This is a genomic window from Streptomyces sp. NPDC033270 (assembly GCF_055576575.1).
In genome coordinates this window covers 80120-103009 of sequence record NZ_JBVIRA010000021.1, presented here as the reverse complement: position 1 = coordinate 103009, position 22890 = coordinate 80120, and the positions used below count along the sequence as shown (strand labels likewise).

The window sequence follows — 22890 nt, the reverse complement described above, 5'->3', positions numbered from 1 at the left end:
CCCCTCAGCACTGCGGCCGGTAATCGAGATCCGGGATGTGCGTGGCCCACTCGGTACGGCTCAGACCTCCCTGCGCGCGGCGGCACACCTCTGCGGCGATCCGCTCCGGATCGACCGCGTACGTCTGGAGGGGGACGTTCCGGCCGGCGACGAGCAGGGTTGCGCCGTCCGCGCTGAACGCGAGGGCACGGACCGGGTCGCCGGGAGTGGGCAGGGCCCCGCCCAGGGGGCGGCTGGAGGCCGCGTCCCAGAGCCGCACCGTGCCGGCCTTGTTCGCCGTCGCCAGGATGGTGCCGTCCGGCGAGTAGGCCAGGGCGGTGACGGCCTCGATGCCGGGTCCGCCGGAGTCCAGCGGGAGTACGGCGATGCGGCGGGTGGCGTCGCGGTTCCAGACGGTGACGCGTCCGGAGCTCTCTCCAATGGCGAGGTGTTCGCCGTCACGGCTGTAGGTGATGGCGGTGGCCGATTCCAATGTCAGGCTGCGCAGCGCCGGGCGGCCACCGGGAAGGGGGAAGTGGGCGCCGTAGCTAACGGCGAGGAATCTCCCGTCGGGACGTACCGCCATCCCGCCGGGCAGGGAGAACGTCCTGGTGTAGCCGGTGTTGGAGTCCTCCGCGGGCGACTGCCGCCGAAGGCGCTTCCCGCTCTTCGGGTCCCAGGTGTCCAGCACCTGCGAGCTGCCACGGTAGGTGAGAAGGGACCGGCTGTCGGCGGTGAAGGCAACCGCGTCGACCGGCGTCTCGTCCTCTTTGGTGATGACGTCGACCCGGGTCGTGTGGGTGCGCCCGCGCACGTCCCGCAGGGTGATCGAGCCCGGTCCCGTCATCCCGGCATCCTCATCCTCCCCCTGAACGCTGACGCTATAGGCGAATCGCCGGCCGTCGGGGCTGAAGGCCATCAAGGGCACGCACTCGCGAAACGGGTCCGCACTGTCGCGCGCGAAGCCGCAGTCGTACGGCGGCAGGTCGTCTGCCGCTCCGCCGCCCCGCGTCGAGCGCACCGTGAAGCGGGCGGTGCGGCCCCGTCTCCTCATGGTGGCAACGGTGCTGCCATCCGGACTGAACACCGCTGCCACACTGCCCTGTTGCTGCCAGCCGTGCTCGAACAAGCGGCCCGCCCACAGGGTGTAGACCGCTGCCGTGTCGAACCCTGCCAGGTAGCGGATCACTCCGGAGCGCGGATCGGCATGTAGGGCGCTGACGTTCGGAGTCACCAGCCGGTGGCGGAAGACGGGGTGGTCGGGGGCGGAGAGGCGCCACAGCAGGATCTCCTGGTTGACGGCGGCGACCAGGAATCCGCCGTCCGGGCTGAACGAGTAGATCTGCGCTCCGGACCAGTGGATCGACGGAAGTTCACGCCGAGAGGCCAGGTCCCATCTCCTGACCCCCTTACCGCCGGCGACCACGAGGTGGCGGCCGGTCGGATCGAAGCTCATCTCGTCATCGAGGGATTCCCCCGCAGGGCATGCTGCCTGCTGTGCGGCTGCGGGGAAGGCGGGGAGCCGCCGGTGTCCCTTGATATCCCATATCTCCAGCGATCCGGCCTCAGGGCAGAAGGCCAGGAGTCGGTCGTCGGCGCTGACGGCCGATTGCCGTTGGTCGACGTTGGGCCGCTGGAATATGGTGCGCCGTCGCTGTATGTCCCACAGCCGGATGCCCGTGTCGTGGAGAAGGAGCAGGCGTCCGCTCGGGGTGAAGAACCCTGTGCCCCCGCTCACGTGGAGGGGTGGGCCGAGCGGTCGCCCGTTCGTCACCTGCCGCAGTTGCAGCTCGTCATCCGTGTCCACAAGCATCCGCCGCCCGTCCGGCGAAAGATCCGTGAATCCGGCCCCCTCCGGCAGGGAGAAGGACCCGATGCGCTCATGGGTGACCGCGTCCCAGGCCCTCGACGGTCCGTTGTTGCCGATGCTGACCAGCGTCCGGCCGTCCTCGCTGATCAGCCGTACTTCGTCGCTTCCGGTCACCGGAACGGAGAACGCCCCCTGCTCCCGCTGCGTCGCCGCCCCCAGGAGTGCCGCCCTGGCCTCCGTCGTGGGGCTGATGCGCCAGGCGGCGACACCGAGCCGCAGCGCCGTGACAGGGTCGGTGGCGGACATGTTCTGCGCGATGGAGGCGATCCGGCGTGACGTGGCCTCCGAATGCCGCTGGTCGCCCGCGCGGTTCTGCTGCCAGGCCACCACACCCGCGATCAGGGACAGTACGACGAGGACGGCCAGGGAGGCCGCCAGGCTGCGACGGCGCCTGCGCTCACGGGTACGCGCGGTGCGGCCGGCGGCCAGGAACGCGGCCTCCGTCGCGGTGAGTTCGTCCGCCGCCGCGCCGGGGCCGAACGCCTCCTCGGCCTCTGCCAGACGCACGCCCCGGTAGAGGGATCCGGAATCCTTGTCCAGTTCCTCCCAGGTGCGCGCGTCCTGTCTGAGCCGGTCGTGCAGGAGCAGCCGCTCGCGGTCTTCGTCGAGCCAGCCGTGTAGCCGAGGCCAGGCGGTGATCAGCGCTTCGTGCGCGAGGTCGGCGGTGTCCTCGTCGAGTGTGATCAGCCGGGCCCGCGCCAGGCGCTCCAGTACCGCGCCGGTCTCGCCCGCGTCGGTGTGCGGAGTCCCCAGTGCTGAGCGGTCCACCGGGCAGCGCGTGTCCGGGGCCCCCTGACCGGGGGTGATGAGCCGCAGCAGGATCCTCCGGGCGATGACGCGCTGGTTCGGTGAGAGTGCGGCATACAGGTTCTCCGCGGTCTGGGCGATGGCGCCGTGCAGACCCCCGGCGGCCTCGTAGGCGCCCGTCGTCAGGGTGCGGCCGCGCCGTCGGCGCCAGGTCTCCAGCAAGGCATGGGACAGCAGCGGCAGGCCGCCGGGCTCGTCGGCCACCTCCTCGACGAGCCGGGTCGTCAACGCCCGTTCCACGATCAGGCCCCGTGCGGCAGCGGGTTTGATGACGACTTCCCGCAGTTCTTCAGGTGTCATGGGGCCGATCGGCACGCTCGCCCGGCGCAGCACCGGGACCAGCCCGGGGTGCTCCAGGCAGCTGCCGTAGAAGTCGGCCCTGATGCCCAGGACGACGCGCAGCCGGCTGTCGGAGGCGTTGGCGGTCAGCAGCAGCTCGATGAACTCCGCGCGCTCCCCGGCGTCCCGGCAGAGGGTGAAGACCTCCTCGAACTGGTCGACGACCAGCCAGGTGTCGCCGTTCCCGGGGGCGGGCGCGAGAACCTCGCGGTGGGTGCGCAGGGGGTGCTCGCCGGGTGTGAGGACCCGCAGTGCCGCCGGGCGCAGGACGGGATCCTGCTCCCGTTGGAGGCGAGGGATCACACCGGCGCGCAACAGGGAGGACTTGCCGCTTCCGGAGGGGCCGACGAGGGCGGCGCACCTGTGCCGGCGCAGGACGTCGCTCACCTCGTCGACGAGCCGCTGCCGGCCGAAGAAGCGCTCGTGGTCGGCCGGCTCGAAGCGCGCCAGGCCCTGATAGGGCGCCGGCCCCTCCTCGTCCGGCCCCGGGGAGAGCCGCTCGGCGTCCTCGCGGACGGCCTCGTGCCAGCGCCGTTCCCACGAGGCGGGGTCACCCCCGCATGCCGTCGCATACGCCAGGACGACCGGGAGCGAGGGCAGCTTCTCCCCCGCCGCCGCCTGTGACAGGGCGGTGATGGAGTACCGGGTGCGCTCCGCCATCACCCGGTACGACAGCCCGCCGGCCTCCTGCCGCAGTTTGCGCAGCTCGAACGCGAAGCGCTGCACCGGTCCCGCGGCCGGATCCACCGGCTTCTCCCTGCGCCCCACCCGTCCCCCTCCCCCAAATGATCTACGGCATCAACCTACGGACGGCCACCGGTCGCGAACAGGGACCTCTCGGCCAACCAGCCGTCCTCGGACGCCCCGGCCACCGCGTCCACGGGATTGTTCAGGGCCCGGAGCAGGGGTGATGAAAAATCCGCGAGCCGGTGTAGTCGTTCCCGGATGCCACGACAGGCACCCGTGACGGACCTTCAGAAGGAGAACCGTGCTTAGTCGTAAGAAGCTCACCACAGCGCTCGCGTCCGGCTTCCTCGCCGCCGGCATCCTGGGCGGCGCTGCCGCGACCGCTACGGCAGCAGTCCCGGCGCAGGCGCGCGCGGAGTCGACCGTGGCCGGGAACTACTGCGGTTGGCACGACGGGACGAAGTACGCCGACCGGGGCGACCGGGGGAACCACGTCAAGGAGATCCAGTGCCTGCTCGTCTACTGGTTCAACATCTCCGTCGGTCCTGACGGCGTCGACGGTGATTTCGGGAAGCGGACCGAGGATGCCGTGAAGACCTTCCAGGGACGCCACGGCCTGTCCAAGGACGGCAAGGTCGGCGACAACACGTGGGCCAAGCTCCGTAACGGCTGATCCGCCAGACAGCGGCCCGGGCCGCACACGGGCCCGGGCCGCAACCCGACTCCCCCTTCGGCCGCGGCGTGTCGAGTGTCAGGCACGCACACCGCAGAGGAACAACCGCGATGCGCAAGCTCCTTCCCTTACTCGCAGTGGGCCTCGTGGCTCTCACGGCCTGTGACAGCGACGGCTCAGCCCTGAAGATTCACGGCAGGCCGCCTGCCTTCGCCTCTCGCCTCACGGCAGTTGCCGGGGTCAGGACGGTGAAGATGCCGGCTCCTGTCTGCACGAACCCCAAGACCGGCGAGCGGGTTGATTTCGTGGTCACCGAAGACCTCAAGGTGGTGGTCGCCGATCCCGACAGCACGACCTCGGCCGGCGCTCCCCCGCACGACCGGCGCCGGATGCGCTACGGAGGCACCTGTAGTGGCGCCGCGAAGCTCGACCTTGAAGGCCCCAAGGGCCTGGTGAAGTCCCTCCCCGCTTCGGGCCGCGCATGCGCGGCAGCCGCCCGCAACAAGGACTGGGACACCGACTTCGCTCTCGACGTGCGCAATCTCGCGGGGAAAACCGTGTGTGTCATCGGGGACGACAAGGACCACGGAGCCGGGAAGCCCTACGCGGTCACCGTCCGGACCGACGCCGCGAACACCCTGGATCCGCGCTTCCCGGCCCTCGAACTCCACGTCAAGGTCTACTGAGCACGCTCCTGGCAGCGTGCCGAGGCTTCAGCCACCCACAGTCGAGCGTTCCGGACAGCCGGAGCGTTCCGGGAAAGGCAGCACCTCTTGCCATCGCTCACGCCCTCACCGCGGTCAGGGGCCCTGCGGACGGTCGGTCACGACCGGCCGGACCGCCCGGCCGAGCTGGAGCTGGGGCCGGTGCGGATGTCCGTACTGCGCTTCCCCGCTCTCCCCGCACCGTCCCCGATCTCCCTACCGTCCTCGGTCCGCACCGGCCGGCCCGTCCAGCGCCACGAGCAGCGGAGCTGGCAGCTGGTCCTGGTGGCCGACGGGCCGGTGACGCTGGGTCGGGGCGGCCGGCTGATCCGCCTGGAGCCCGGCGACCTGGTCCTGTGGGACGCGTCGGAGCCTTTCGACGCGGTGTCGGCCGAAGAGGAGGCGACGCCGCGGGCGATGGTCCTGCACCTACCGGAGGGTGTTCTACCGCTTCCCTGCCCTGCGCTGCGGGACATGGAAGCGCGCCCCGTGTCGTCGCGGGCCGGGCCGGCGGCTCTCCTCGCGCGCTTCGTCGAGCAACTCGGGGGACATGCCACCGCGGTCGAGCCCCGGCAGGCGGCTTGGCTGGGCCGGGCGGCCGTCGGCCTCGCGGTCGCGTTCCTCACCGGCCTGACGGACGTGGGGGACCTCGCGTCGCCGCTTCCGCGGCAGGCCGCGCTCCTACGGGAGATCAAGACACACATCGAACGCCATCTGAGAGACCCGGAGCTGTCGCCGACGGTGATCGCCACGGCCCATCACATCTCGGTTCGGTACCTGCATCTGCTCTTCCAGCAGGAGCAGCAGACGGTCGGCGGGTTCGTCCGCGCGCGGCGGCTGGAACGCTGCCGGGCCGACCTGACCGACCCGTGTCTCACGGAGCAGAGCGTGGGCGCGATCCGGGCGCGGTGGGGCTTCAGGGACGCGGCGGTGTTCAGCCGGGCCTTCAAGAAGGCGTACGGGGTCACCCCCGGCGAGTACCGCAGGCGGCGGACGCATCCGTAGGGGCGCGTGGGCGGTCAGCCGCGCAGCGCCGGCCAGGTCTTCACCCCCACCTGGCCGTCGGCGTCGAGGTGGTGGTCGCGCTGGAAGCTCTTGACCGCCGTGCGGGTGTCGGGGCCGAAAGCCCCGTCCACGCCGCGGGGGCCGATGTCGTACCCGCGCGCCTTGAGGATGCACTGCACCTGGCGGACGCGCTTCCCCTTGTCGCCGTACTGGGTGAGCGAGGCACCGGAGTAGTACTGGCAGGTCTGCCACGGCTTCGCCGGTGGTGGCTGCGTCGCGCGGGGCGGGCGCGGGGGCGGGGGCTGCGCGGGGTCCCAGGGACCGACGTCGCCCCCGCCCTCGCCCCCCTCTCCGTGTGCCGCCGGTGGGTCGTCGGGCGGGGTGGGAGCCTGGGAATCGGCGGGAGGCGGGGCCGCGGGCGGCGCGGAGGTGCCGGGCTTGGCGGGCTTGGCGGGCTTGGCGGGCGGCACGTCCGGCGACTTCGTGGGGCGCGGACTCGCCGGCTTCTTGGGGGCGGCGGACCGGGAGTGGCCGGCGGAGGCGGCGCTCTTCGCGTGGTCCGAGGGCGACCCGTCCGAACCTGGCGCGGTGAACAGGAACACGGCGCCGGCCACCGCGGTGCAGGCCACGGCCGCCGCCGCACCCAGGGCAAGGCGGCGACGGCGCCGTGGGGGCGTCGGCCCGCCGGTGCGCTTCGGCGTACCGCGGCGGAGGACCGTCAGCTGGTCCGTGGAGGACACGGCCGCGGCGCGGCCGCTCCACTCGCCGCGCGCCCCGATCAGCTCCGCGACGGGTGCGGGCCACTCCTGTGCCGGGGCCTGCCGCCGAGCGGCGTCGACCACGTCCTGAGGGCTGGGTCGGTCGGCCGCGTCCTTCTCCAGGCACCGGCCGATGAGTTCCGCCAGTGTCGCGTCGGACTCCGCGACCTGGGCGACGACCTGCTCGCTCGGCGGCGAGTAGATGACGCGGTGGATGACGTCGGCCGTCGAACCGTCGCCGAACGGCGCCCTGCCGGTCGCCGCGTGCACCAGGACCGAGCCGAGTGAGAAGACGTCGGACGCGGTGGTGACTCTTCGCCCGTCGGCCTGCTCGGGGGACATGAACGCCGGGGTGCCCACGTGCTGACCCGTCATGGTGAGGACGCTGGCGTCGGCGGTGTGGGCGACCCCGAAGTCGATGACCCGCGCCCCGTCCGCCGCCAGCAGGACGTTGGACGGCTTGAGATCGCGGTGGACGATCCCCGTGGCAGCGATCGTGGCGAGCGCCTCGCCGACCTCCTGTGCGAGCCGCCACACGACCGGTGCCGGCAGCGGCCCGAATCGGTCCACGGCGTCGTCGAGACCCGGCCCGGCGACGTAGGCGGTCGCCATCCACAGCCGCTCCTCATCGTCGAAGCCGGAGCCGAGCAGCCGGGCGGTGTACTTGCCGTGGACCCGCCGTACCGCCTCGACCTCGCGCTCAAAGCGGCGCCGGAACCGCGGGTCCTCGGCGTGCTCCGGCCGGATCACTTTGACGGCGACCAGGGACGGGGCCCCGTAGGCGGCGGCCCCGTCCGCGTCCACCTCCGCGTCCCGGCCGAGATAGAGCCGGCCCATCCCCCCGCCGCCCAGCCGGGCGAGCACCCGGTAGGGGCCGACGGCCACCGGGTCCGACCGGCGCAGCGGCTCGGCGCCGAGCCGGTCGAGGTCCGCGGTGGTCAGCTCCCCCGTCCAGGGGTGGGCCGGATCTGTCTCAGACATGGGTGATTCCTCGTGGAGTTCTGGCGACGACGTGGAGTCCCAGCTACGGCGCTCCCGGCTACGGCAGGGGAACCGGTCAGCCGTTGCCGCCGGCCTGGGAGATGTTCTGCAGGATCCTGTTGAACTTCTGCTGGAACTGCGCCAGCGAATCCTTGATCTTCTTCAGGTCGGCCTCGGCGCTGTGCCAGGCGGCACGGAACTCGGCGGCGTGCTTGCCGTCCCAGTGGCTCTGGTCGCTCAGGGTGGTCCCGGCCTGCGAGAGCTGGTTGATGGACTGATCGAGACCGCCGTTGATGATGTTGAGGAACTTCCCGCTCGCGGCGTGCGCGGCGTCGTCGACCTTTACTGTGCCTGCCATGATGTTTCCCCTGTGTTGTTTCGATGGCGAGTCAGGTGATTTCCGATGGGCAGGTAGTTCAACGTCCTGCCTGATCGGACCGCCCCCTCTCACGGAGGCGTGGGGCTCATCTCATCCCAGGTGTCCAGGAACTTCCGGTGTCTTTCAGCCCACTTGCCCATGCTGTTGCCGGTCCTGAACGGTTCACCCGGGGGCTTGTTTCGGAGGAGTTCTTGCCAACTCTTCAGGTCTCTTCCCTGGTACAGGTCGACGAGTACCGGGACGTGGTGACGGATACTTCCGTGGTTCCTGTCCCTGTCCGTCGCATCAGCGAAGGCACCCATGATCGCGGCTATGTACCTGATCGACCCCTCAGGAGTACGGAGCAGGGCCGCACGCTCCCCCGAGCTTTTACGGGGGAGGTAGTAGCCGTAATCCCCGGACTCGATCTGCTTCACGACAAGGGTGTCGACATGCACTTTGCCGGGTCCGACCCACTGCCGACCAAGCAACTGGCCATAGGGAAACGGGCTGAGGAGAGTCTTGTTCTCCAACGCCTCCCACGCGATGGCGGCAACAATGGCCTTCGGGTCGATGTTCCTCGCTCGCGCTTCCCGGAGGATCACATCCCGGTGCACCTCCATCCAGCTCAGGACCGAGTCCTCTTCGGGAGAGAAGCGCGAGCCGTCGGGATCCACGGCGGGGAGAGGCAGCATTCCCGCGTCCTTGAGCTCGGGGGCGAGAACCGCGGGACGTGTCACGGGCATGGCGTAGGGCCCCACCAAAAGGCGTTCGCGCTCTTCCTGCTCCCGCCGCTGACGGGCCGCTTCCTTCTCCAGTCGTTCAAAGGCCGAGTTCACGGCCTGGTCGTCGGCCCGGAGAGGAACGGTTGCCAAGCCAGGCGCGGACATGTCGACTTCGCCCCGCGAGTCGGCCAACTCGAAGGCACGGGCGACGACTTCGACATTCCGATCGGAACAGTACGTGGCGAGTACCTCCTTGGCGAGGGACTCGTCCAGAAAGTCCTGCATGGTGCACCCGTGGTACTTCCGAAATTCACGCATCGCGGGCGCCAGAACCGTCCGTGCCCAAATCTGTAACTCCACCGCCCCCCGATTGCAGGTGGCGGTGTACTTGTGCAAGTTCATCGGAATCGCCGATACCGTACTCATGCTGGTCCCGCTTACGGTCTGGGCTTCTCGGCGGCCCGGGCATCAGCCGCCGCCCGGGCCGCTTGTGCCTGGAACTTGCGGGCCGCGTCCCTGAGGTCTTTGAGAGCCGCCTGGTGACGAGCGAACTCGCCTTCGAACTGGTTACGTTTTGCGCCTCGCCAGTTGTCGCTCTGCGGAGTTCCGAGAAGAGACCTACGCTGCGCATCGCGCAGTGAGACAAAACCCTCTATCTTCGCTACGAGTTGATTCATTACCTGCTGAAGGTTCTCGGCGGCAACAATTCTCTCGCGTGACATCAGTCGCTCCCCCTATGTGCAACACACGAAAATTCTCGCGTCGTGGCCCCTTGCTGTCATTGACCGTGAACGCAATCTCCTTGGCGCTCCGCGCAGCGCACGGGCCATGGCACTGCAGTCGCCGCGCCGTTGGTCACCGGGCCGTCTGCACACCACTCGCGCCCCCGTCCACCACCACATAGCCCCGCCCCGGCAGCGGCTCCATCCGGTCGTACCGCGGCAGTTGGGTGCCCAGCAGGTCGCCGTCGAGGTCGTGGTCCGGGCAGAGCAGAATGCCGCAGCGGCTGTCACGGGCGCGTTGGGTCCAGTGGCCGTAGGTGCGGCGCAGGGCGTCGGCGCGGCCGGCCGCGATCAGGTGTCTGCCGGCGGGGCCGGACGCGGACAGCCATCGCTCCAGGACCCCGCGCTCGTCCTCCACCGTGTCCGCGTCGTCGACCAGGAGGAGGACAGCGGCCCCCGGAGCCGTCGTCAACAGGGCTTCTTCCAGGGCGTCGTACGTGGTGGCCAGGGCATCCACGCCCGGCAGGTCCCGCAGCGGGGAGCGGCGCGGCGCGAAGGCGACGACCGAGACCGGCGCGTCGGCGGACGCGGTCACCACACGGGCGAGGGTGCACAGGGCGGTGCTGCGGCCGGAGCGCTGCGGCCCGGCGATCAGGGCGTGTTCGTGCTCGTACAGCCGGAGCCCGGCGCAGCCGAGCGTGTCGGCGTCCAAGCCGAACGGGAGCCACCAGGGGTCGGCCTCCGTGGACGCCGGTGTCGTCAGCTCCGACGCGGAGACATCCGTGGGCAGCAGGCCGATTCCGGGCGCACGACGAACCGCGTCCGGCCACCGCGCGGCGGTCTCCGCCACCGCCGCCGCCAGGTCCTGGCCCGGCCAGCCGATCTGGATCACCTGCCGGGTGGCCGTCACGAGTGCCCGGCCGGGTACGTACGTGGGGACCGCGCCGCGCGGCACGTCGAAGTAGCCGTACTCACCGGGGTCCGCCAGGCGCAGCAGCAGCTTCGTCTGCGTCAGCGCCGACCACGCCGACGGCACGGCACCGGACCGCTCGGCACTGACCGCGAAGCCGATGCCCACGGTAGGGCCGTCGGTGTAGACCCTGGTGAGCTCGTCGATCAGGTTCATCCCCGCGACGTCCTTGTCGAAGTCCGAGAGCAGGGAGCCGAGGTTGTCCAGCAGCACCAGCCAGTCCGGCGCGTGTGCCGCCCCACCGGCCTTGCGATCGTCCAGCTCACGGCGCAGCAGCTTGATCAGCCGGATCTGCCGCTCGCGCTCGCCGGGCCCGATATGGGCGCCGGAGTGCGGGAGCCCGGCCAGCGGGGCGAGGTCGCCCGCGCCCAGATCGAGGGCGAAGAGGTGGAGCCGGTCGGGCGGACGGGAGCCGGCGACGGCCAGGGCGAGCGTGGCCAGGGCAGTGGTCGTCCCCGAGCCACCCGCGCCGTAGACCAGGATGTTTCCGGCGGCGGGGTCCCGGCCGACCGGGTACTGCCGCTGCTGGTCGGGGTCGTCGGCGAGTGCCCAGGAGGGCAACCCGTCGGCCTCGGTGTGCAGCCCCCGCTCGGCGGCAGACGGGAGGCCGGAGCGAGGTACGACGGCGGGCAGCGGATCGGGCCAGGGACGCCGGGGAGCGGCGAATCCGGCGAGCTCGGCTGCCTCCCGGGCGGTTCTGACCAGCCGTCGCAGATCGGTTTCGCCCTCCGGGTCGGTTGCGGCCGGGTCCGCGACCGGCAGCCCCAGCCGGAACGGAACGACCGTCACCGGGGCGGTCACCGCGGCCTCCGGAGTGACACCGGTGGACAGCGCGGTCTGCACCGGCAGCACCTCCCGCGCGCTGAGCCGGTAGTAGGCACGGCCCCACTGCCGGGTGCCGATGCCGGCGGCGGCCGGGCTGTCGATGACGTCCTGGGAGTCCCCGGTGCTCTCAAGGCGCAGTGCGATGCGCAGTTTGACGTTGTTCTTGATGGCGTCGCTGACCGAGCCGGCGGGCCGCTGGGTGGCCATGATCAGGTGCACGCCGAGGGTGCGTCCGCGCTGCGCGATGCTCACCAGCGAGTCCACGAAGTCCGGCAGCGCCTTGACCAGCGTGGCGAACTCGTCGATCACCACCACCAGCCGGGGCATCGGCTCCAGGTCGCGGCGCCCGGTGTCGCGCAGCCGCTGGTAGTCGCGTATATGGCTCAGGCTCACCTCGCGGAGCAACCGTTCGCGGTGCCTCAGCTCGGCGTCGAGGCAGCGCAGGGCGCGTTCGCTGAGCTGCTCGTCCAGGTCGGTGACCAGGCCGACGGTGTGCGGCAGTTCGGCGCACTCGTCGAGGGCTCCACCGCCCTTGTAGTCCACCAGGGCGAACGTCAGATGCTCCGGGTCGGCATCGACGGCCATGCTCGCGATGAGGGTGCGCAGCAGCTCGCTCTTGCCCGATCCCGTGGTTCCGGCGATCAGCGCATGCGGCCCGTCGTCGTCCAGGTCCACGGTGAACAGATCCCGCTCGCTCACGCCGAGCACAGCGCCCACCCGCAGGGCGGGAGCCCGTTCCTCCCATCGGTCGCGGACCGCGGCCGCGGTGACCTTCGGCAGGTCGAGCAGCGGCAGCAGCGGGAGCCGGTCGGGCAGCCCCGCCCCCTCGACAAGCAGTTCGGGGTCCTCGAAGCGGGCCAGCGCCCTGGCCGTACGGAGCGCCTCGGCGGCCGGTATGCCGTCCAGCAGCACGTCGGGCACCACCTCGTCAGTGGCCACGTCGCGCACCCGACCGGTGCCCTGGGCAGAGGCGGTGACCACCGACGTGCACAGGGCGGGCAGCCTGGTCGTCAGCACCAGCGCCCCGCATCGTACGGAGCCAGCGGAGCCGCCGGCGAGCAGGTCGCGCAGCGGACAGGGCCGCCCCTCCAGCAGCGTGGCGCCGTCCACGACGACCAGGAGTACCGGTCCATGGCCGTCCTTCCCGCGCTCGGGCGCGGCGGCGAGCAGGCCCCGGGCCAGCCGGTCGGTCTGCTCCGGGCCGACCGCCACCAGCCGCGTCGTCCCCGACCGGGCGTCGGCGCCGTGCGGCAGCCACTTCGTCCAGTCCCAGTCAGCGAGGCGGTCGGGGTCGGCGAACACCGCCACCGTCACATCCGCCGGTCCGCTGCCCACCACGGCCTGACACAGCAGGGACCGCGCGACGGCGAGTGCGGCCCGCCGGTCCCCCTCGAACCCCACCGCCTCACCGGCCGCGACACCGACCACGACCGGCACCTGCGGCAGGACGCTCCGCGCGGCCACGCTCCGCGCCACCTCCGGTGCCGGCCCCGAGGAACCTGTGTCCAGCGGCGGGGCCCAGAGCAGGTCGGCGGAGCCGACGACCACCTTGAGGAAGTCCGGCGCTCCGGGGCGCCGCTCCCACAGCGCGAGCCCCGGTGCCGTCGCCCGGTGAACCACCTCCGCGGGGTCGGGATGAGCGGTGCGGCGGGTACGGACCTCGGCGGTGTGGCTCGCTGCCAGGGCCTGTTCGAACTCCGCGATCCGGGCGGCGTGTTCCCGCTTGCCCCGACGGAAGGAGAACCTGCCCCGCAGCCGCTCTTCCGCGAAGTTCGCCACGAACATCAGGGGTGTGAGCGCGGCGATGGCCGCGTAGCGGATGTCACCGGTCATCGCGACGATCGCTCCGGCGAGCACCAGCGGGCCGAGCATGCTGGAGATGCTGAAGGGGGCCTTGTCAGCGCGCGACAGCGGCTCGGGGGCGGGGATCCGCGGCGGGTCGCCCGGCCCACGGCCACGCGGCGCGCGGTTGAAGGGGAGGGTGCCGCCGGGACCCGCCTCACGGATCGCGTTGATGCGTTGCACCGGACCGAGGCGGTCCGGTGGCAGGACGCGCAGCGGCACCTCACCTCCCAGTGACACCAGGTCGTCGGGGTGCACCAGGACGGCCCCGGAGATCCTCTCCCCGTTCACGTCGGTGCCGTTGGCCGAGCCCAGGTCGGTGACCCGCACCTCCCCGTCCGCCGACACCTCCAGTGCGGCGTGCAGTCGTGACACCCCCGTAGCCACGACTCGCACGTCGGCCTCGGCTCCCCGGCCGACAACCGTCCTGCCCACCGGCAGCGGAATGCCGCGCCCCGCCTCCAGCCCTCCGACGACCCGCAGGACAGCAGCCGGCCCGCGCCGGCCCGCGGCGGAGCCCCAGCCGGCTGCCCGGGCCACCCGTGAGCCGTTGACGAGGCCGGACTCGTTCAGCCCGGTCTCCGGCGGCGCCACCCGACCGTCGACGCTCAGGGCGCTCGCGGGGAGGTCCAGAGCCGCTGCCAGATCGGCCAGTGTCGCGTCCGGCCGACCGATGCGCAGTTCCAGATGCCGTTCGGAAGCACCATCGGCATAGACGATCTGCACCGCTCAGTTCCTCCGTGGTGGGTCCTGACGCAAGGGGGCTCGTCGAGTCTTCCGCACCCCCGCGCGGAGGGCATGGGCAGCGAGCGCAGAGCCGTTGACCCGGAGTGCAACCGGCCCAGCAGGCCGGCCACGTGGGAGCGGTCGTCGCCGTCGTTGCTTGAGAGGCCATCGCCGGTACGGAGTCACACCGGGTCCGGCAGGTCCATGAGCACGAGTGTGGCCGGGTCGACCACAGCGGTGATCTCGGTGATGCGGCCGTCGGCGACGACGAAGGCAAGGAGGGAGAGTGGGGTGCCCTCTTCGCTCCAGGCGATGACGCCGGGGCGGCCGTTGACGATCGCCGCATGTCCTCGGGCTGCGCCGCCGGCCACTCGCGCGCGGGTGGCGACTTCGGTGGCTCCGAGCGTGACGAACCGACCATCCGAGGTGTGGACGGTGAACTTCACTTCGGGGTGCAGAACCTGCAGCAGCTGCTCGAACCGACCGTCGCGGGCCGCGGCCAGGAAGGCTTGGACCACCTCGCGTTGCTGTCGTCCGGCGCTTGCCGGCTGCTGGGCGGCCTGTACCTTTCTGCGGGCGCGGCTGGTGAGCATCTTGGTCGCGTCGGCGGACTTGCCGAGAATCGTGCCTATCTCCCCGTGGGGCACGGCGAACACGTCGTGCAGCACGAACGCCAGTCGTTCGTCCGGGCGCAGCGAGTCGAGGACCGTGAGGAGCGCGAGGCCGACGGATTCCCCGAGCGCCACGAGGTCTTCCGGAGCAGGAGCGTCGTCGAGCGTCACGGTGAATTCGGGCAGCTGGTCGTCGAGGGCGACTTCTGGGCGGGCCCGGCCCGACCGCAGGACATCGAGGCTGATGCGGCCGACCACGGTGGTCAGCCAGCCGCCGAGGTTGTCGATGGTGCCGGTGTCCTGGCGGGAGAGACGCAGCCACGCCTCCTGGACCACGTCTTCCGCGTCGGCGTGTGATCCGAGCATGCGGTAGGCGACGGCGCGGAGCCGGTCGCGGTGGGACTCGAAGGCACCGACGATCGGGTCCGTGGGATGGGCGTGGGGCATGTTGTTACCTTCCTCGAAACTGCTCCGTCATAGGGGTGACGGGCACAAGCCCCGGAACGTAACCCCGATCAAGGAGAGCACTCCCACATGGAGAACCGGCTCAAGAACAAGAACACGAACAACCCCGATGCGTGGACCGCGATCCAGCACTTCCAGAAGGCGATCGCGGACGGGGGCGTCGACCCGAAGCTGCTCGCGCTGGTCCACCTGCGCGTCAGCCAGATCAACAGCTGCTCGGCGTGCGTCTACGCCAGTGTCGCCGCGGGGAAGAAGGCCGGTGACACCGACGAGCGGCTGCACAACGTGGCGGCGTGGCGTGAGGCGCCGCTCTACACCGATGCGGAGCGCGCGGCGCTGGCGCTGGCCGAGGCCGCCACCCGGCTGCAGGATGGCGCGGAGGGAGTCACCGACGAGATCTGGGAAGAGGCCAACGCCCATTTCACCGAGGAGGAGATCGGCGCAATCAACCTGGAGATCGCGCTGACCAACTTCTTCAACCGGATCAACCGCACCATCAAGGAACCGGCCGGCCAGACCTGGGGCTGAGCCCGGCCTGGCCCTGGCTCTTACCCCGAAGTGAGGCCGGGCCGTCAGGCCGGCGGCTGACGGTGTGCGGTGTCGGCCAGGATGCCGCTCATCGAGTACTGATCCCGGCCCTCCTCGATGAGCGGTGACCGGCAGACGCACAACCGCCCGATCGCGGCGGTACCAGCCATCGGCGGCACCGGCCATCGGCGGCACCGGCCGGTCGGGGCGGCACTCGGCCACCAGCGCCCGGGCCAAGCCGGGGTTGCGGCCAGTAGCCGGCCATCTGCGATGCAAGCGATATTCGCTTGCACACCATCGTCACGCAGGCCAACGTCGCCTGACACCTGACGAAGGCAGAGAAGATGACCACGCAGACCCACCCCGTCGACCACGAACTCATCGAGGCCGCAGCGCACGTCGCTCGCACTCGCTGTCGAGGCGACAACCACACCATGGCAGCCGCGGCCCGTGCCCGGGACGGCCGGATCGTCACGGCGGTGAACGCCTACCACTTCACGGGAGGACCGTGCGCCGAGCTGGTCCTCATCGGCGCGGCAGCCGCCCAGGGCGCCTACGAGCTGGACACAATCGTCGCCGTGGGCGACCGCGACCGAGGGGTCGTTCCCCCGTGCGGCCGGTGCCGACAAGTCCTTCTTGACTACTTCCCCGCCCTCAAGGTCATCGTCGGCAAGGACGACCGCATCCGAACCGTGCACATCACCGACTTGCTACCCGAAAGCTATGTCTGGGCCGACCACCAGCTCGAAGCCGAGTGAACCCGAACCCTCAGCAAGGACTGACACCGACAGCCGACAGCCGACAGCCGACAACAGGGCGAACTTGACTTGATGCGGCACTAGTTGTCCTGCTGCTGCTCCTGGAGGGATTGATGCTCTGATGCTCTTCGGAGCCCTCACTGCCAGCCGATGACCTGCAGGTCTTTACGCCGCTGAGAGGCTGCGGGGATGACTCTCGCGGCTCCCAGCGGCACCAACCCGTGCCGCTCAAACTTGGATGACACGAACACACTGATCATCAACCCTTCTCGTGACCAGAGCCAAGCATCCGATGACTGCCCTCATCCAACCGAGACGTTTACGACGTTTACTCACCGAACCCAGTCGTTGCGTCTTCTGTCTCAGCGGATTCCCCCTGCGGGTGATCGCGGACACTTCCTCGATCGAGGTGACGCGGGAATCAGAAACTTGGTGGACTGACGGCATGACGCCACTGCCGCGCCGAGTCCTCCGAGCTCTCGACCAGTTCAATGCCGCCCACCCCTGGGACCACAACGCCCACTACCACCGCTGGATCCTGCGGCAACTTCCCGAACGCTTCGGCAGTGCCCTGGACGTCGGCTGCGGCAGCGGCGACCTGGTCCGGCTGTTGGCCACACACGCCAACGAGGTCCAGGGAATCGACTCCGACCCGCTGATCATCTCCCGGGCGCAGCGGCAGACTCCTCCGGCAACTCCAGTGACCTTCACGGTCGCAGACGCGCTGACCGGAATCCCTGCCGGTTCCTACGACGTCATCACCTGCATCGCCACCCTCCACCATCTGCCCTTCACCGAAGCGCTCGCTGTCTTCCGTCAGCACCTAGCCCCCGGAGGAACCCTGGTGGTCGTCGGCCTTTCCCGGGCGCAGACTGCCGGAGACTATCTGCTCGGCGCCGCCGCCAGCCCGCTGAATGCCGCCGCGGGCTGGCTCAAGAACAAGGGCCGCAGGGCACCCCGGCCGGTCTCGATGACCGCGCTGACCCGACCAGCGGACATGAGCTTTCCCGACATCATCAGTGAGGCCCATGACGCTCTGCCCGGCGCACGACTGCGCCGTCGACTGTTCTGGCGCTACACACTCGTATGGCATCGCCATTGAACGGCCCCCAAGATCACCCTGCCTGGTCGCAGCGATACGGACCCACCAGGCGCGGGGTGGCTTCAGTGGCCGCTTCCGGCACCGCGATCGGGTGCGCTCATGTCTCCCGTGGCGGGCGTGCCGTCGGCGAGCCCGTACCGCAGGTACACGATGCCCTTCGGGCTGGCCGCCGGGGGTGCGAGGAGCGTGACGTTGGTCGGCACCGCGCCGTCGTCGAACACCTTCTTCCCGACACCGAGCACGATCGGGTGCAGCCAGAGGTCGAGACGGTCGAAGAGCTTCTCCCGCAGGAGGGTCTGCACGAGATTCAGACTCCCGACGACCTTCACGTGCTCGTGCCGGTCACGGATCTCACGCACCGCGCCGGCCAGGTCCGGGCCGAGCTGCGTGGACCCGGCCCATGAGAGGTCGGGCCGGCCGCGAGAGGCCACGTACTTCGGGACGCTGTTGAAGAGCGTGGCGATCTCGTTGTCCTGGCCGCCCTCCTGGTGAGGCCAGTAGGCGGCGAAGATGTCGTACGTCCGCCGGCCGAGCAAGAGGGCGTCCGTGCCTTCGTACGCGGAACCGACCTGTGCCCCGGCGACCTCGTCCAGCAGGGGCGCCTGCCACCCGCCGAACGGGAACCCCACCGGGTCCTCGTCGGGGCCGCCGGGCGCCTGCCCGACGAGGTCGAGGGTCGCGAACAGCTCGATGTGGATGAGGCCCATGGCTTACTCCCGATGAGTCGGTTGTCTCCGTCAAGAGATAGACCTGCGGGTGCCCGCAAACTCATCGCCGCGCCGGAACCCGGCTTCACCACACAGCACGACAAGTCCAGTGCTCACTGGACTGGTCCAGTACTCGGTCACAGTCGTGTGACCGAGCGTTTCACTTGGCGGATGAGTGCCTGAGTTGGCGGGGCTGGGCATTCGCGTTCGCGGGCAGGTTGCGGCCACCCGAAGGCGATCGCATCCGGGGCCACATGGGCAGCTTGGGGGCTGATCAGCGGCGGCCAGCCAGAGGCCGCCCAGTATTCGGCGGCCTTGGGCCGCGGGGACGGCTGCGGATCTGCGTCAGACCGCGGCGAGGAAGCCGTGGACCGCAGCCGCGAAGCCGGCCGGGTCGTTGGCGTATACGAAGTGGTCGGTCTCCAGCTCGGCGAGGTGGGTGCCGGGGCGTCGGGTGATCATCTGTGCTGCCTGTTCCGCCGGCAGCACGCCGCCCTTGGCGCCACGCACCAGCAGCGCCGGGCAGGTGGAGCCGGTCCAGTCGGCCCAGTGGTCGCCGTGTACTTGGTCCTCGGAGTCGTAGATGTCCTGGGGGTGGAAGGGCAGGCTCCAGGTGCCGTCCGGCCGCTCGCGGACGGCTGACTCGAAGTGCGGTGCGAACGGGCCGAGTTGCGCGACGAACGCCTCCCGGTCGGGGGCGCTGCCCTCCGGCAGGTTCAGGACGAACGCCAGCGGATTGCTGCCGTCCAGGCCGAGTTCGGCGCACCCCTCGGCATTGATCAGCGCGGTGACGCGCTCGGGGTGGCGGGCTGCGAACTGGTAGGCGTTGATCGCGCCGAGCGAGTGGCCGAGGAGTGCCGCCCGGTCCAGGCCCAGGTGATCCATGAGGGCTTTCAGGTCGGCGAGGTAGCCCGCCCGGCTGTAGTCGGACGCCCGGTCGGACTCGCCGTGGCCGCGCTGATCGGGGGCTATGACCCGCCACTCCGGGGCGAGACGGGCGGCGAGCTCGGCGTACGACAGGCCCTCGGACATGTGCCCGTGCAGGGCGAGCAGCGGCCGTCCGGGGCCGCCGAAGTCCACGTAGGAAAGGGTGCGGCCGTCGACGGTGAGCGCGGAGCGCTTGGCGATGATGTCGGTGTCCATAGCTCCACCATAGAGTAGATCTATACGCCCGTACAAGACGCTTGTCTAATACGCTCGTGTGAATCCGGCGTGCTGCCCACGCGCCGCCACCTGTCGCGCTCGACTCGCCAGGCCGCGCACCACTGCACGGTGCTCGACACGGACGGGACGAAGGCACTCTCACGCCGAGTACCGAACGATTGACCGGCCACCAGACGCCGGCAGCCCTACGCCGAACCAGCCCGAGCCGACTGGCAGGCTGATTGAAGATCGCGGCCCGATTCCGTGAGCACCGCGACGCCGAAGTGATCCTCGGCATGCCCGGAATGGGCCCGCTGCTCAACCCGCCGCTCGGAGCGGAGTTCATCGCCTGCACCGGAGGGGACATGGACGCCTTCGGCAGCACGGGGCGCCTCGCCGGAGCCGCCCGTCTCTCCCCGGTCGCACGGGACTCAGGCCGGATCAGCGGCAACATGCGCCGACCACACCGCCGCCGCCACCGCCGACTCCTGCGCGTCTTCTACCTCTCAACCCAGATCGCCGCCCGCTTCTGCCCCCCTCGAAGACCTTCTACGACCGCAAGAGGAACGAGGGCAAGAGCCACAAACAGGCAATCCTCACCCTCGCCCTCACCCTCGCCCGCCGACGCCTCGATGTCTTGTGGGCTCTCATGCGCGATCAGCGAACCTTCGATGCCGAGCCACCTCAGCGTCGTCTCGCCGTGGCCTGAGCCCTGTCACCCTGCGTGATGCTGCTCGCTGCCGGCCGCCGGGACACGTCTCAGTTCCTAACGGGCTGCTTCGTCCTGTTCGATGACGTCCCATGTCGCACCGACGACCTCCTGCTGGCGCAGGTCGATGGTCGATTCCCCGCAGAGGGCCATACAGGTCGTTTCCCGTCGGGGACCTGAGGGCCGGGAAGCGGACGGGGTTCCGCCGTTGCGGGTTCGCAACGGCGCGTCACCGAGCGGCCCATGGATCTTCCTATTAACCTCTAGTAACCGTACGAAGTCGATCAACTACTGATCGCATCCATTCGTTCTACCGGAGATGACATGCGCAAGCTTCGTAATGCAGCCGTCGTGGTCGCCGTCCTCGGCAGTGTCGGCCTTCTCGGCGCCGGCACCGCCTACGCCGACACCGGTTCGGAGGGCGGCGACTACAGCCGTGAGTCGTCCAGCCGTGACTACGACCAGCAACAGTCGTCCAGCCGTGACTCCGAGCAGCAACAGTCGAACCGCGACGACATCGACCGCCAGCAGACGAACCGTGAATACGACCGCCAGCAGACGAACCGTGAGTACGACCGGCAGCAGTCGGGCGGCGGCTGGCGAGGCAGCCAGAGCACCTCATGCGGGGCAGAGGACAAGATCGTCGACTACTACGGTGAGATTGGCTTCGCGAACGGCACGGACGGCAACGTGCACGGCGGCAAGGGGGACTCGGGTTCGCAGACCACCACGCTCGGGTCGTCGATGAACTGCAGCATCACCGTCAACAACAACAGCGCCAAGAAGTAACGCACAACGGGCCCCGGCGTCCGATCCACAGGAGCGGCGCCGGGGCCCGTTCTTGACCTGCGCGTACGCCAGGACGGCAATCGCCGCAGCGGGGAGACGGGCTGATACGCCGAAGGTAGGCCTGGCTGCCCGATCCGCTGGCCAGCGCATGGTCTTCCCGCTCCCGACACGATGCAGGCCACCGACCAAAACCTTGCTCTGAACACGTGCGCCCCCTGGCCTGGTAGCGAAGGGGGCGTTTTTTGCGTGCTCGGGCTTGTGGGACCACGGTCTCCTTGGCGAAGGCCGAGGACGATGACCATGCAGCAGGGCTGACGGTGAGAACCGGGCCCCGGCAGTCCTGCTTCGTGTCCCTCACGCGCACAGTGGTCGGGGTGTTGTCGGCGACCTCGATGCAGTTGTCGGGGTGGGGGTTAGCCGGTGATCGCAAACGTCGGGGCCGCTCAGCGGCAGGCAGAGGCGCCTGCACTTACCGGTCGAGTTCGACGCCCTCTATGGCGGCTCAGGGCATCCACCACCGGAACGCGCACCGTCGCACCGTCAACTACTCATCGGGATAGGGCCGGCGCGGGCGGGCCTCAGAGGGAGGTAGTGCCGCCCGCGCCGGGTGCACGATCCGCCGGCACGGGGGGGGAACCGTCGGATTCGCACGGGCCGATGACCAGTCGGCTACTTCTCACTGCGCCACTGGTTCATCGGTTGTCACACCCGCACGACCAGTCGCCTGGAAGAGCGCATATGTCCTTATGTATCAGACGTATCGCCTGTTCGAGTAACACGGCAGCACCTTGCGACGCAGAACTGCATGCGGTGCGCTGGTCGTCCCGTGCTCGATCGCGGCCAGGGTGACTCCTGTGGGGGGTGGCCACCCTGGCCGCGCTCGCGCTTCACTGCTGTCGAGGCGCTGTGTCATTCCGGAGTGGCGGGCCATATGGACCATGTGGACCCGCCTGTCCGTGTGAGCGGTTGCCATGAGATCCGGAGATCGGCTTGACATGATCTTTGCCCTCCTTGCCTTCCTGGCTTTCGGTCTTGTCGTGTCTGTCGCGCCGGGCGCGGTCCTCGGGTACGTTTTCGTCGTGACGAGCGGCAAGCTGCCACGTGGGGCCAGGGTCACGTTGCTGCTGGTCCTGGCGGCGGGCTTGGCAGCGATATGGCTGGTCGTGATGGGAGCCGACACCATCTGGTGGCCGGTCACCGTGGTGCTGTCGTTCACCGCGACGGTCGTCTCGGGAGTCACGTTCCTCGCGCGCGAAGCCCGTAGGCAGCGCGCACTCCAGTTCCTTGACGCGGTGTGGCCCGACTGGTCTCCACCAGCCGACTCGAGGTGAGCGGGCGCGGCAGCCATGGCCTCTTCACCCCCAAGCAATTCGATCGTCGGTCCGGGCCGGTCGGTGCATCGTTGGCGTGGGACGACGGTTCCTGAGCGCCCGTGATCGTTCGCCGGAGTGCGCCGTGGGTGTAGCTCAGTTGGGCGCTCAGTCCGAGTGCAGGAACTCAAGGGAGGTCGCCTGCGGACCCTGCGACGTAGAGGGTTGGCTTCGACCAGGGGCTGAAACACCCCGGGGTGCTACAGGTCCGCGGCTCGAACGCCCTTGGCGGCCCCGTCAGTGAGGGCGGGCGGCGGGGTGCAGAGGTGGTCGGTGGTGTCGTGGTCGGTGGTGTCGTTTTCGACGATGTCCTCGTAGACGGCGACCTTGTAGCGGATCAGGTCGAGGCAGCGGGTGAGTTCGGCGATCTGCTCGTGGACGCGGGTCTCGTGTTCGCGGAGCAGGGCGAGGCGTTCGGGCTCGGTGCCGGCGCCGGTGCGGGCGAGTTCGGTGTAGCTGCGGATGGCGGGCAGTGGCATGCCGGAGGAGCGCAGGATGATGCAGAGGTTCAGCCAGTCGACGTCGGCCTCGGTGTACACGCGGCGGCCGCCGCGGCGGACCGGGTCGGCGAGCAGGATGCCCTCGCGCTCGTAGAAGCGCAGGGCGTGCACGCTCAGGCCGGTGCGTGCGGCGACCTGGCCGATGCTGAGTGCGGTGACTTTGTCGACCATCGTGACCCCCGGTCCGGTGCTTGATCTAGAGCCGACTCTAGTTCCTAGAGTCGCGGACATCAGGGC

At 70.0% G+C, this 22890-nt stretch carries 20 protein-coding genes and 1 pseudogene; 9 read left to right on the top strand and 12 right to left on the bottom strand.

Annotation, left to right across the window (positions count from 1 at the left end; all coding sequences use genetic code 11):
- Nucleotides 1-4: 4 nt before the first annotated feature.
- Nucleotides 5-3742, bottom strand: a complete 3738-nt coding sequence (locus tag ACZ5XZ_RS26705) for an nSTAND1 domain-containing NTPase (RefSeq protein ID WP_468982344.1) — start codon at nucleotides 3740-3742, stop codon at nucleotides 5-7.
- A 241-nt stretch (nucleotides 3743-3983) separates the two neighbouring features.
- Between ACZ5XZ_RS26705 and ACZ5XZ_RS26700 the strand changes: the two genes are divergently transcribed.
- From ACZ5XZ_RS26700 to ACZ5XZ_RS26690, 3 genes are all read left to right on the top strand, one after another.
- Nucleotides 3984-4355 carry a peptidoglycan-binding domain-containing protein gene (locus ACZ5XZ_RS26700; RefSeq protein ID WP_468982341.1) on the top strand — a complete coding sequence of 124 codons (372 nt, stop codon included), beginning with the start codon at nucleotides 3984-3986 and terminating at the stop codon, nucleotides 4353-4355.
- A gap of 254 nt (nucleotides 4356-4609) precedes the next feature.
- Nucleotides 4610-5041 (top strand): hypothetical protein, encoded by a 432-nt coding sequence (locus tag ACZ5XZ_RS26695; RefSeq protein WP_468982338.1) that lies wholly within the window; start codon nucleotides 4610-4612, stop codon nucleotides 5039-5041.
- Nucleotides 5042-5128: 87 nt separating this feature from the next.
- The gene (locus ACZ5XZ_RS26690; RefSeq protein WP_468982336.1) at nucleotides 5129-6064 is read left to right on the top strand and encodes a helix-turn-helix domain-containing protein; all 936 of its coding nucleotides are present in this window, start codon (nucleotides 5129-5131) and stop codon (nucleotides 6062-6064) included.
- A 14-nt stretch (nucleotides 6065-6078) separates the two neighbouring features.
- Here ACZ5XZ_RS26690 and ACZ5XZ_RS26685 read toward each other — a convergent pair whose 3' ends face one another.
- The 6 genes from ACZ5XZ_RS26685 to ACZ5XZ_RS26660 form a co-directional block, all read right to left on the bottom strand.
- On the bottom strand, nucleotides 6079-7803 hold the full coding sequence (locus ACZ5XZ_RS26685) for a protein kinase domain-containing protein (protein ID WP_468982334.1): 1725 nt from the start codon (nucleotides 7801-7803) through the stop codon (nucleotides 6079-6081).
- A 76-nt stretch (nucleotides 7804-7879) separates the two neighbouring features.
- Nucleotides 7880-8161, bottom strand: a complete 282-nt coding sequence (locus ACZ5XZ_RS26680) for a hypothetical protein (RefSeq protein WP_468982332.1) — start codon at nucleotides 8159-8161, stop codon at nucleotides 7880-7882.
- An 89-nt stretch (nucleotides 8162-8250) separates the two neighbouring features.
- Nucleotides 8251-9288, bottom strand: coding sequence for a hypothetical protein (locus ACZ5XZ_RS26675; RefSeq protein ID WP_468982330.1), 1038 nt, complete (start codon nucleotides 9286-9288; stop codon nucleotides 8251-8253).
- 35 nt (nucleotides 9289-9323) lie between these two features.
- A complete protein-coding gene (locus tag ACZ5XZ_RS26670; protein WP_468982328.1) occupies nucleotides 9324-9608 on the bottom strand; it encodes a hypothetical protein in 285 nt (94 codons plus the stop codon).
- A gap of 133 nt (nucleotides 9609-9741) precedes the next feature.
- Nucleotides 9742-13971, bottom strand: a complete 4230-nt coding sequence (locus ACZ5XZ_RS26665; RefSeq protein ID WP_468982326.1) for an FtsK/SpoIIIE domain-containing protein — start codon at nucleotides 13969-13971, stop codon at nucleotides 9742-9744.
- Between the two features lie 182 nt (nucleotides 13972-14153).
- Nucleotides 14154-15029: a sigma-70 family RNA polymerase sigma factor gene (locus ACZ5XZ_RS26660; protein ID WP_468982324.1), complete on the bottom strand. Its 876-nt coding sequence runs from the start codon at nucleotides 15027-15029 to the stop codon at nucleotides 14154-14156.
- 87 nt (nucleotides 15030-15116) lie between these two features.
- Between ACZ5XZ_RS26660 and ACZ5XZ_RS26655 the strand changes: the two genes are divergently transcribed.
- A complete protein-coding gene (locus tag ACZ5XZ_RS26655; protein ID WP_468982322.1) occupies nucleotides 15117-15575 on the top strand; it encodes a carboxymuconolactone decarboxylase family protein in 459 nt (152 codons plus the stop codon).
- A 44-nt stretch (nucleotides 15576-15619) separates the two neighbouring features.
- On the opposite strand, the gene ACZ5XZ_RS26650 is transcribed toward ACZ5XZ_RS26655, so the two are convergent.
- A complete protein-coding gene (locus ACZ5XZ_RS26650) occupies nucleotides 15620-15745 on the bottom strand; it encodes a hypothetical protein (protein ID WP_468982320.1) in 126 nt (41 codons plus the stop codon).
- A gap of 174 nt (nucleotides 15746-15919) precedes the next feature.
- On the opposite strand from ACZ5XZ_RS26650, the gene ACZ5XZ_RS26645 reads away from it, so the two are divergent.
- Both ACZ5XZ_RS26645 and ACZ5XZ_RS26640 read left to right on the top strand, forming a co-directional pair.
- Nucleotides 15920-16333 (top strand): cytidine/deoxycytidylate deaminase family protein, encoded by a 414-nt coding sequence (locus tag ACZ5XZ_RS26645; protein WP_468982317.1) that lies wholly within the window; start codon nucleotides 15920-15922, stop codon nucleotides 16331-16333.
- A gap of 445 nt (nucleotides 16334-16778) precedes the next feature.
- Nucleotides 16779-17435, top strand: a complete 657-nt coding sequence (locus ACZ5XZ_RS26640) for a class I SAM-dependent methyltransferase (RefSeq protein WP_468982316.1) — start codon at nucleotides 16779-16781, stop codon at nucleotides 17433-17435.
- Between the two features lie 62 nt (nucleotides 17436-17497).
- Here ACZ5XZ_RS26640 and ACZ5XZ_RS26635 read toward each other — a convergent pair whose 3' ends face one another.
- Both ACZ5XZ_RS26635 and ACZ5XZ_RS26630 read right to left on the bottom strand, forming a co-directional pair.
- On the bottom strand, nucleotides 17498-18142 hold the full coding sequence (locus ACZ5XZ_RS26635; RefSeq protein WP_468982313.1) for a dihydrofolate reductase family protein: 645 nt from the start codon (nucleotides 18140-18142) through the stop codon (nucleotides 17498-17500).
- Nucleotides 18143-18487: 345 nt separating this feature from the next.
- Complete coding sequence (locus ACZ5XZ_RS26630; RefSeq protein ID WP_468982311.1) at nucleotides 18488-19285, bottom strand: alpha/beta fold hydrolase; 798 nt, start codon at nucleotides 19283-19285, stop codon at nucleotides 18488-18490.
- A gap of 248 nt (nucleotides 19286-19533) precedes the next feature.
- Here ACZ5XZ_RS26630 and ACZ5XZ_RS26625 point away from each other — a divergent pair.
- Nucleotides 19534-19994: pseudogene (locus ACZ5XZ_RS26625) on the top strand (transposase); the annotation flags it as partial.
- A 324-nt stretch (nucleotides 19995-20318) separates the two neighbouring features.
- Nucleotides 20319-20783 carry a hypothetical protein gene (locus ACZ5XZ_RS26620; RefSeq protein ID WP_468982309.1) on the top strand — a complete coding sequence of 155 codons (465 nt, stop codon included), beginning with the start codon at nucleotides 20319-20321 and terminating at the stop codon, nucleotides 20781-20783.
- On the opposite strand, the gene ACZ5XZ_RS26615 is transcribed toward ACZ5XZ_RS26620, so the two are convergent.
- Nucleotides 20758-21252: a DUF397 domain-containing protein gene (locus tag ACZ5XZ_RS26615; RefSeq protein ID WP_468982307.1), complete on the bottom strand. Its 495-nt coding sequence runs from the start codon at nucleotides 21250-21252 to the stop codon at nucleotides 20758-20760. The genes ACZ5XZ_RS26620 and ACZ5XZ_RS26615 overlap by 26 nt on opposite strands.
- Before the next feature lie 526 nt (nucleotides 21253-21778).
- On the opposite strand from ACZ5XZ_RS26615, the gene ACZ5XZ_RS26610 reads away from it, so the two are divergent.
- Entirely contained in the window at nucleotides 21779-22114 is a 336-nt protein-coding gene (locus ACZ5XZ_RS26610; protein WP_468982304.1) for a hypothetical protein, read from the top strand.
- 239 nt (nucleotides 22115-22353) lie between these two features.
- Here ACZ5XZ_RS26610 and ACZ5XZ_RS26605 read toward each other — a convergent pair whose 3' ends face one another.
- Nucleotides 22354-22824 (bottom strand): MerR family transcriptional regulator, encoded by a 471-nt coding sequence (locus ACZ5XZ_RS26605; protein ID WP_468982303.1) that lies wholly within the window; start codon nucleotides 22822-22824, stop codon nucleotides 22354-22356.
- Nucleotides 22825-22890: the final 66 nt, after the last annotated feature.

Coding starts and splice junctions, on each gene's coding strand:
- ACZ5XZ_RS26640 (WP_468982316.1), top strand. CDS start 16,779: ATGACGCCACTGCCGCGCCGAGTCCTCCGAGCTCTCGACCAGTTCAAT.
- ACZ5XZ_RS26620 (WP_468982309.1), top strand. CDS start 20,319: ATGCGCAAGCTTCGTAATGCAGCCGTCGTGGTCGCCGTCCTCGGCAGT.
- ACZ5XZ_RS26685 (WP_468982334.1), bottom strand. CDS start 7,803: ATGTCTGAGACAGATCCGGCCCACCCCTGGACGGGGGAGCTGACCACC.
- ACZ5XZ_RS26675 (WP_468982330.1), bottom strand. CDS start 9,288: ATGAACTTGCACAAGTACACCGCCACCTGCAATCGGGGGGCGGTGGAG.
- ACZ5XZ_RS26695 (WP_468982338.1), top strand. CDS start 4,610: ATGCCGGCTCCTGTCTGCACGAACCCCAAGACCGGCGAGCGGGTTGAT.
- ACZ5XZ_RS26655 (WP_468982322.1), top strand. CDS start 15,117: ATGGAGAACCGGCTCAAGAACAAGAACACGAACAACCCCGATGCGTGG.
- ACZ5XZ_RS26660 (WP_468982324.1), bottom strand. CDS start 15,029: ATGCCCCACGCCCATCCCACGGACCCGATCGTCGGTGCCTTCGAGTCC.
- ACZ5XZ_RS26670 (WP_468982328.1), bottom strand. CDS start 9,608: ATGTCACGCGAGAGAATTGTTGCCGCCGAGAACCTTCAGCAGGTAATG.
- ACZ5XZ_RS26680 (WP_468982332.1), bottom strand. CDS start 8,161: ATGGCAGGCACAGTAAAGGTCGACGACGCCGCGCACGCCGCGAGCGGG.
- ACZ5XZ_RS26630 (WP_468982311.1), bottom strand. CDS start 19,285: ATGGACACCGACATCATCGCCAAGCGCTCCGCGCTCACCGTCGACGGC.
- ACZ5XZ_RS26645 (WP_468982317.1), top strand. CDS start 15,920: ATGACCACGCAGACCCACCCCGTCGACCACGAACTCATCGAGGCCGCA.
- ACZ5XZ_RS26610 (WP_468982304.1), top strand. CDS start 21,779: ATGATCTTTGCCCTCCTTGCCTTCCTGGCTTTCGGTCTTGTCGTGTCT.
- ACZ5XZ_RS26635 (WP_468982313.1), bottom strand. CDS start 18,142: ATGGGCCTCATCCACATCGAGCTGTTCGCGACCCTCGACCTCGTCGGG.
- ACZ5XZ_RS26650 (WP_468982320.1), bottom strand. CDS start 15,745: ATGGCTGGTACCGCCGCGATCGGGCGGTTGTGCGTCTGCCGGTCACCG.
- ACZ5XZ_RS26605 (WP_468982303.1), bottom strand. CDS start 22,824: ATGGTCGACAAAGTCACCGCACTCAGCATCGGCCAGGTCGCCGCACGC.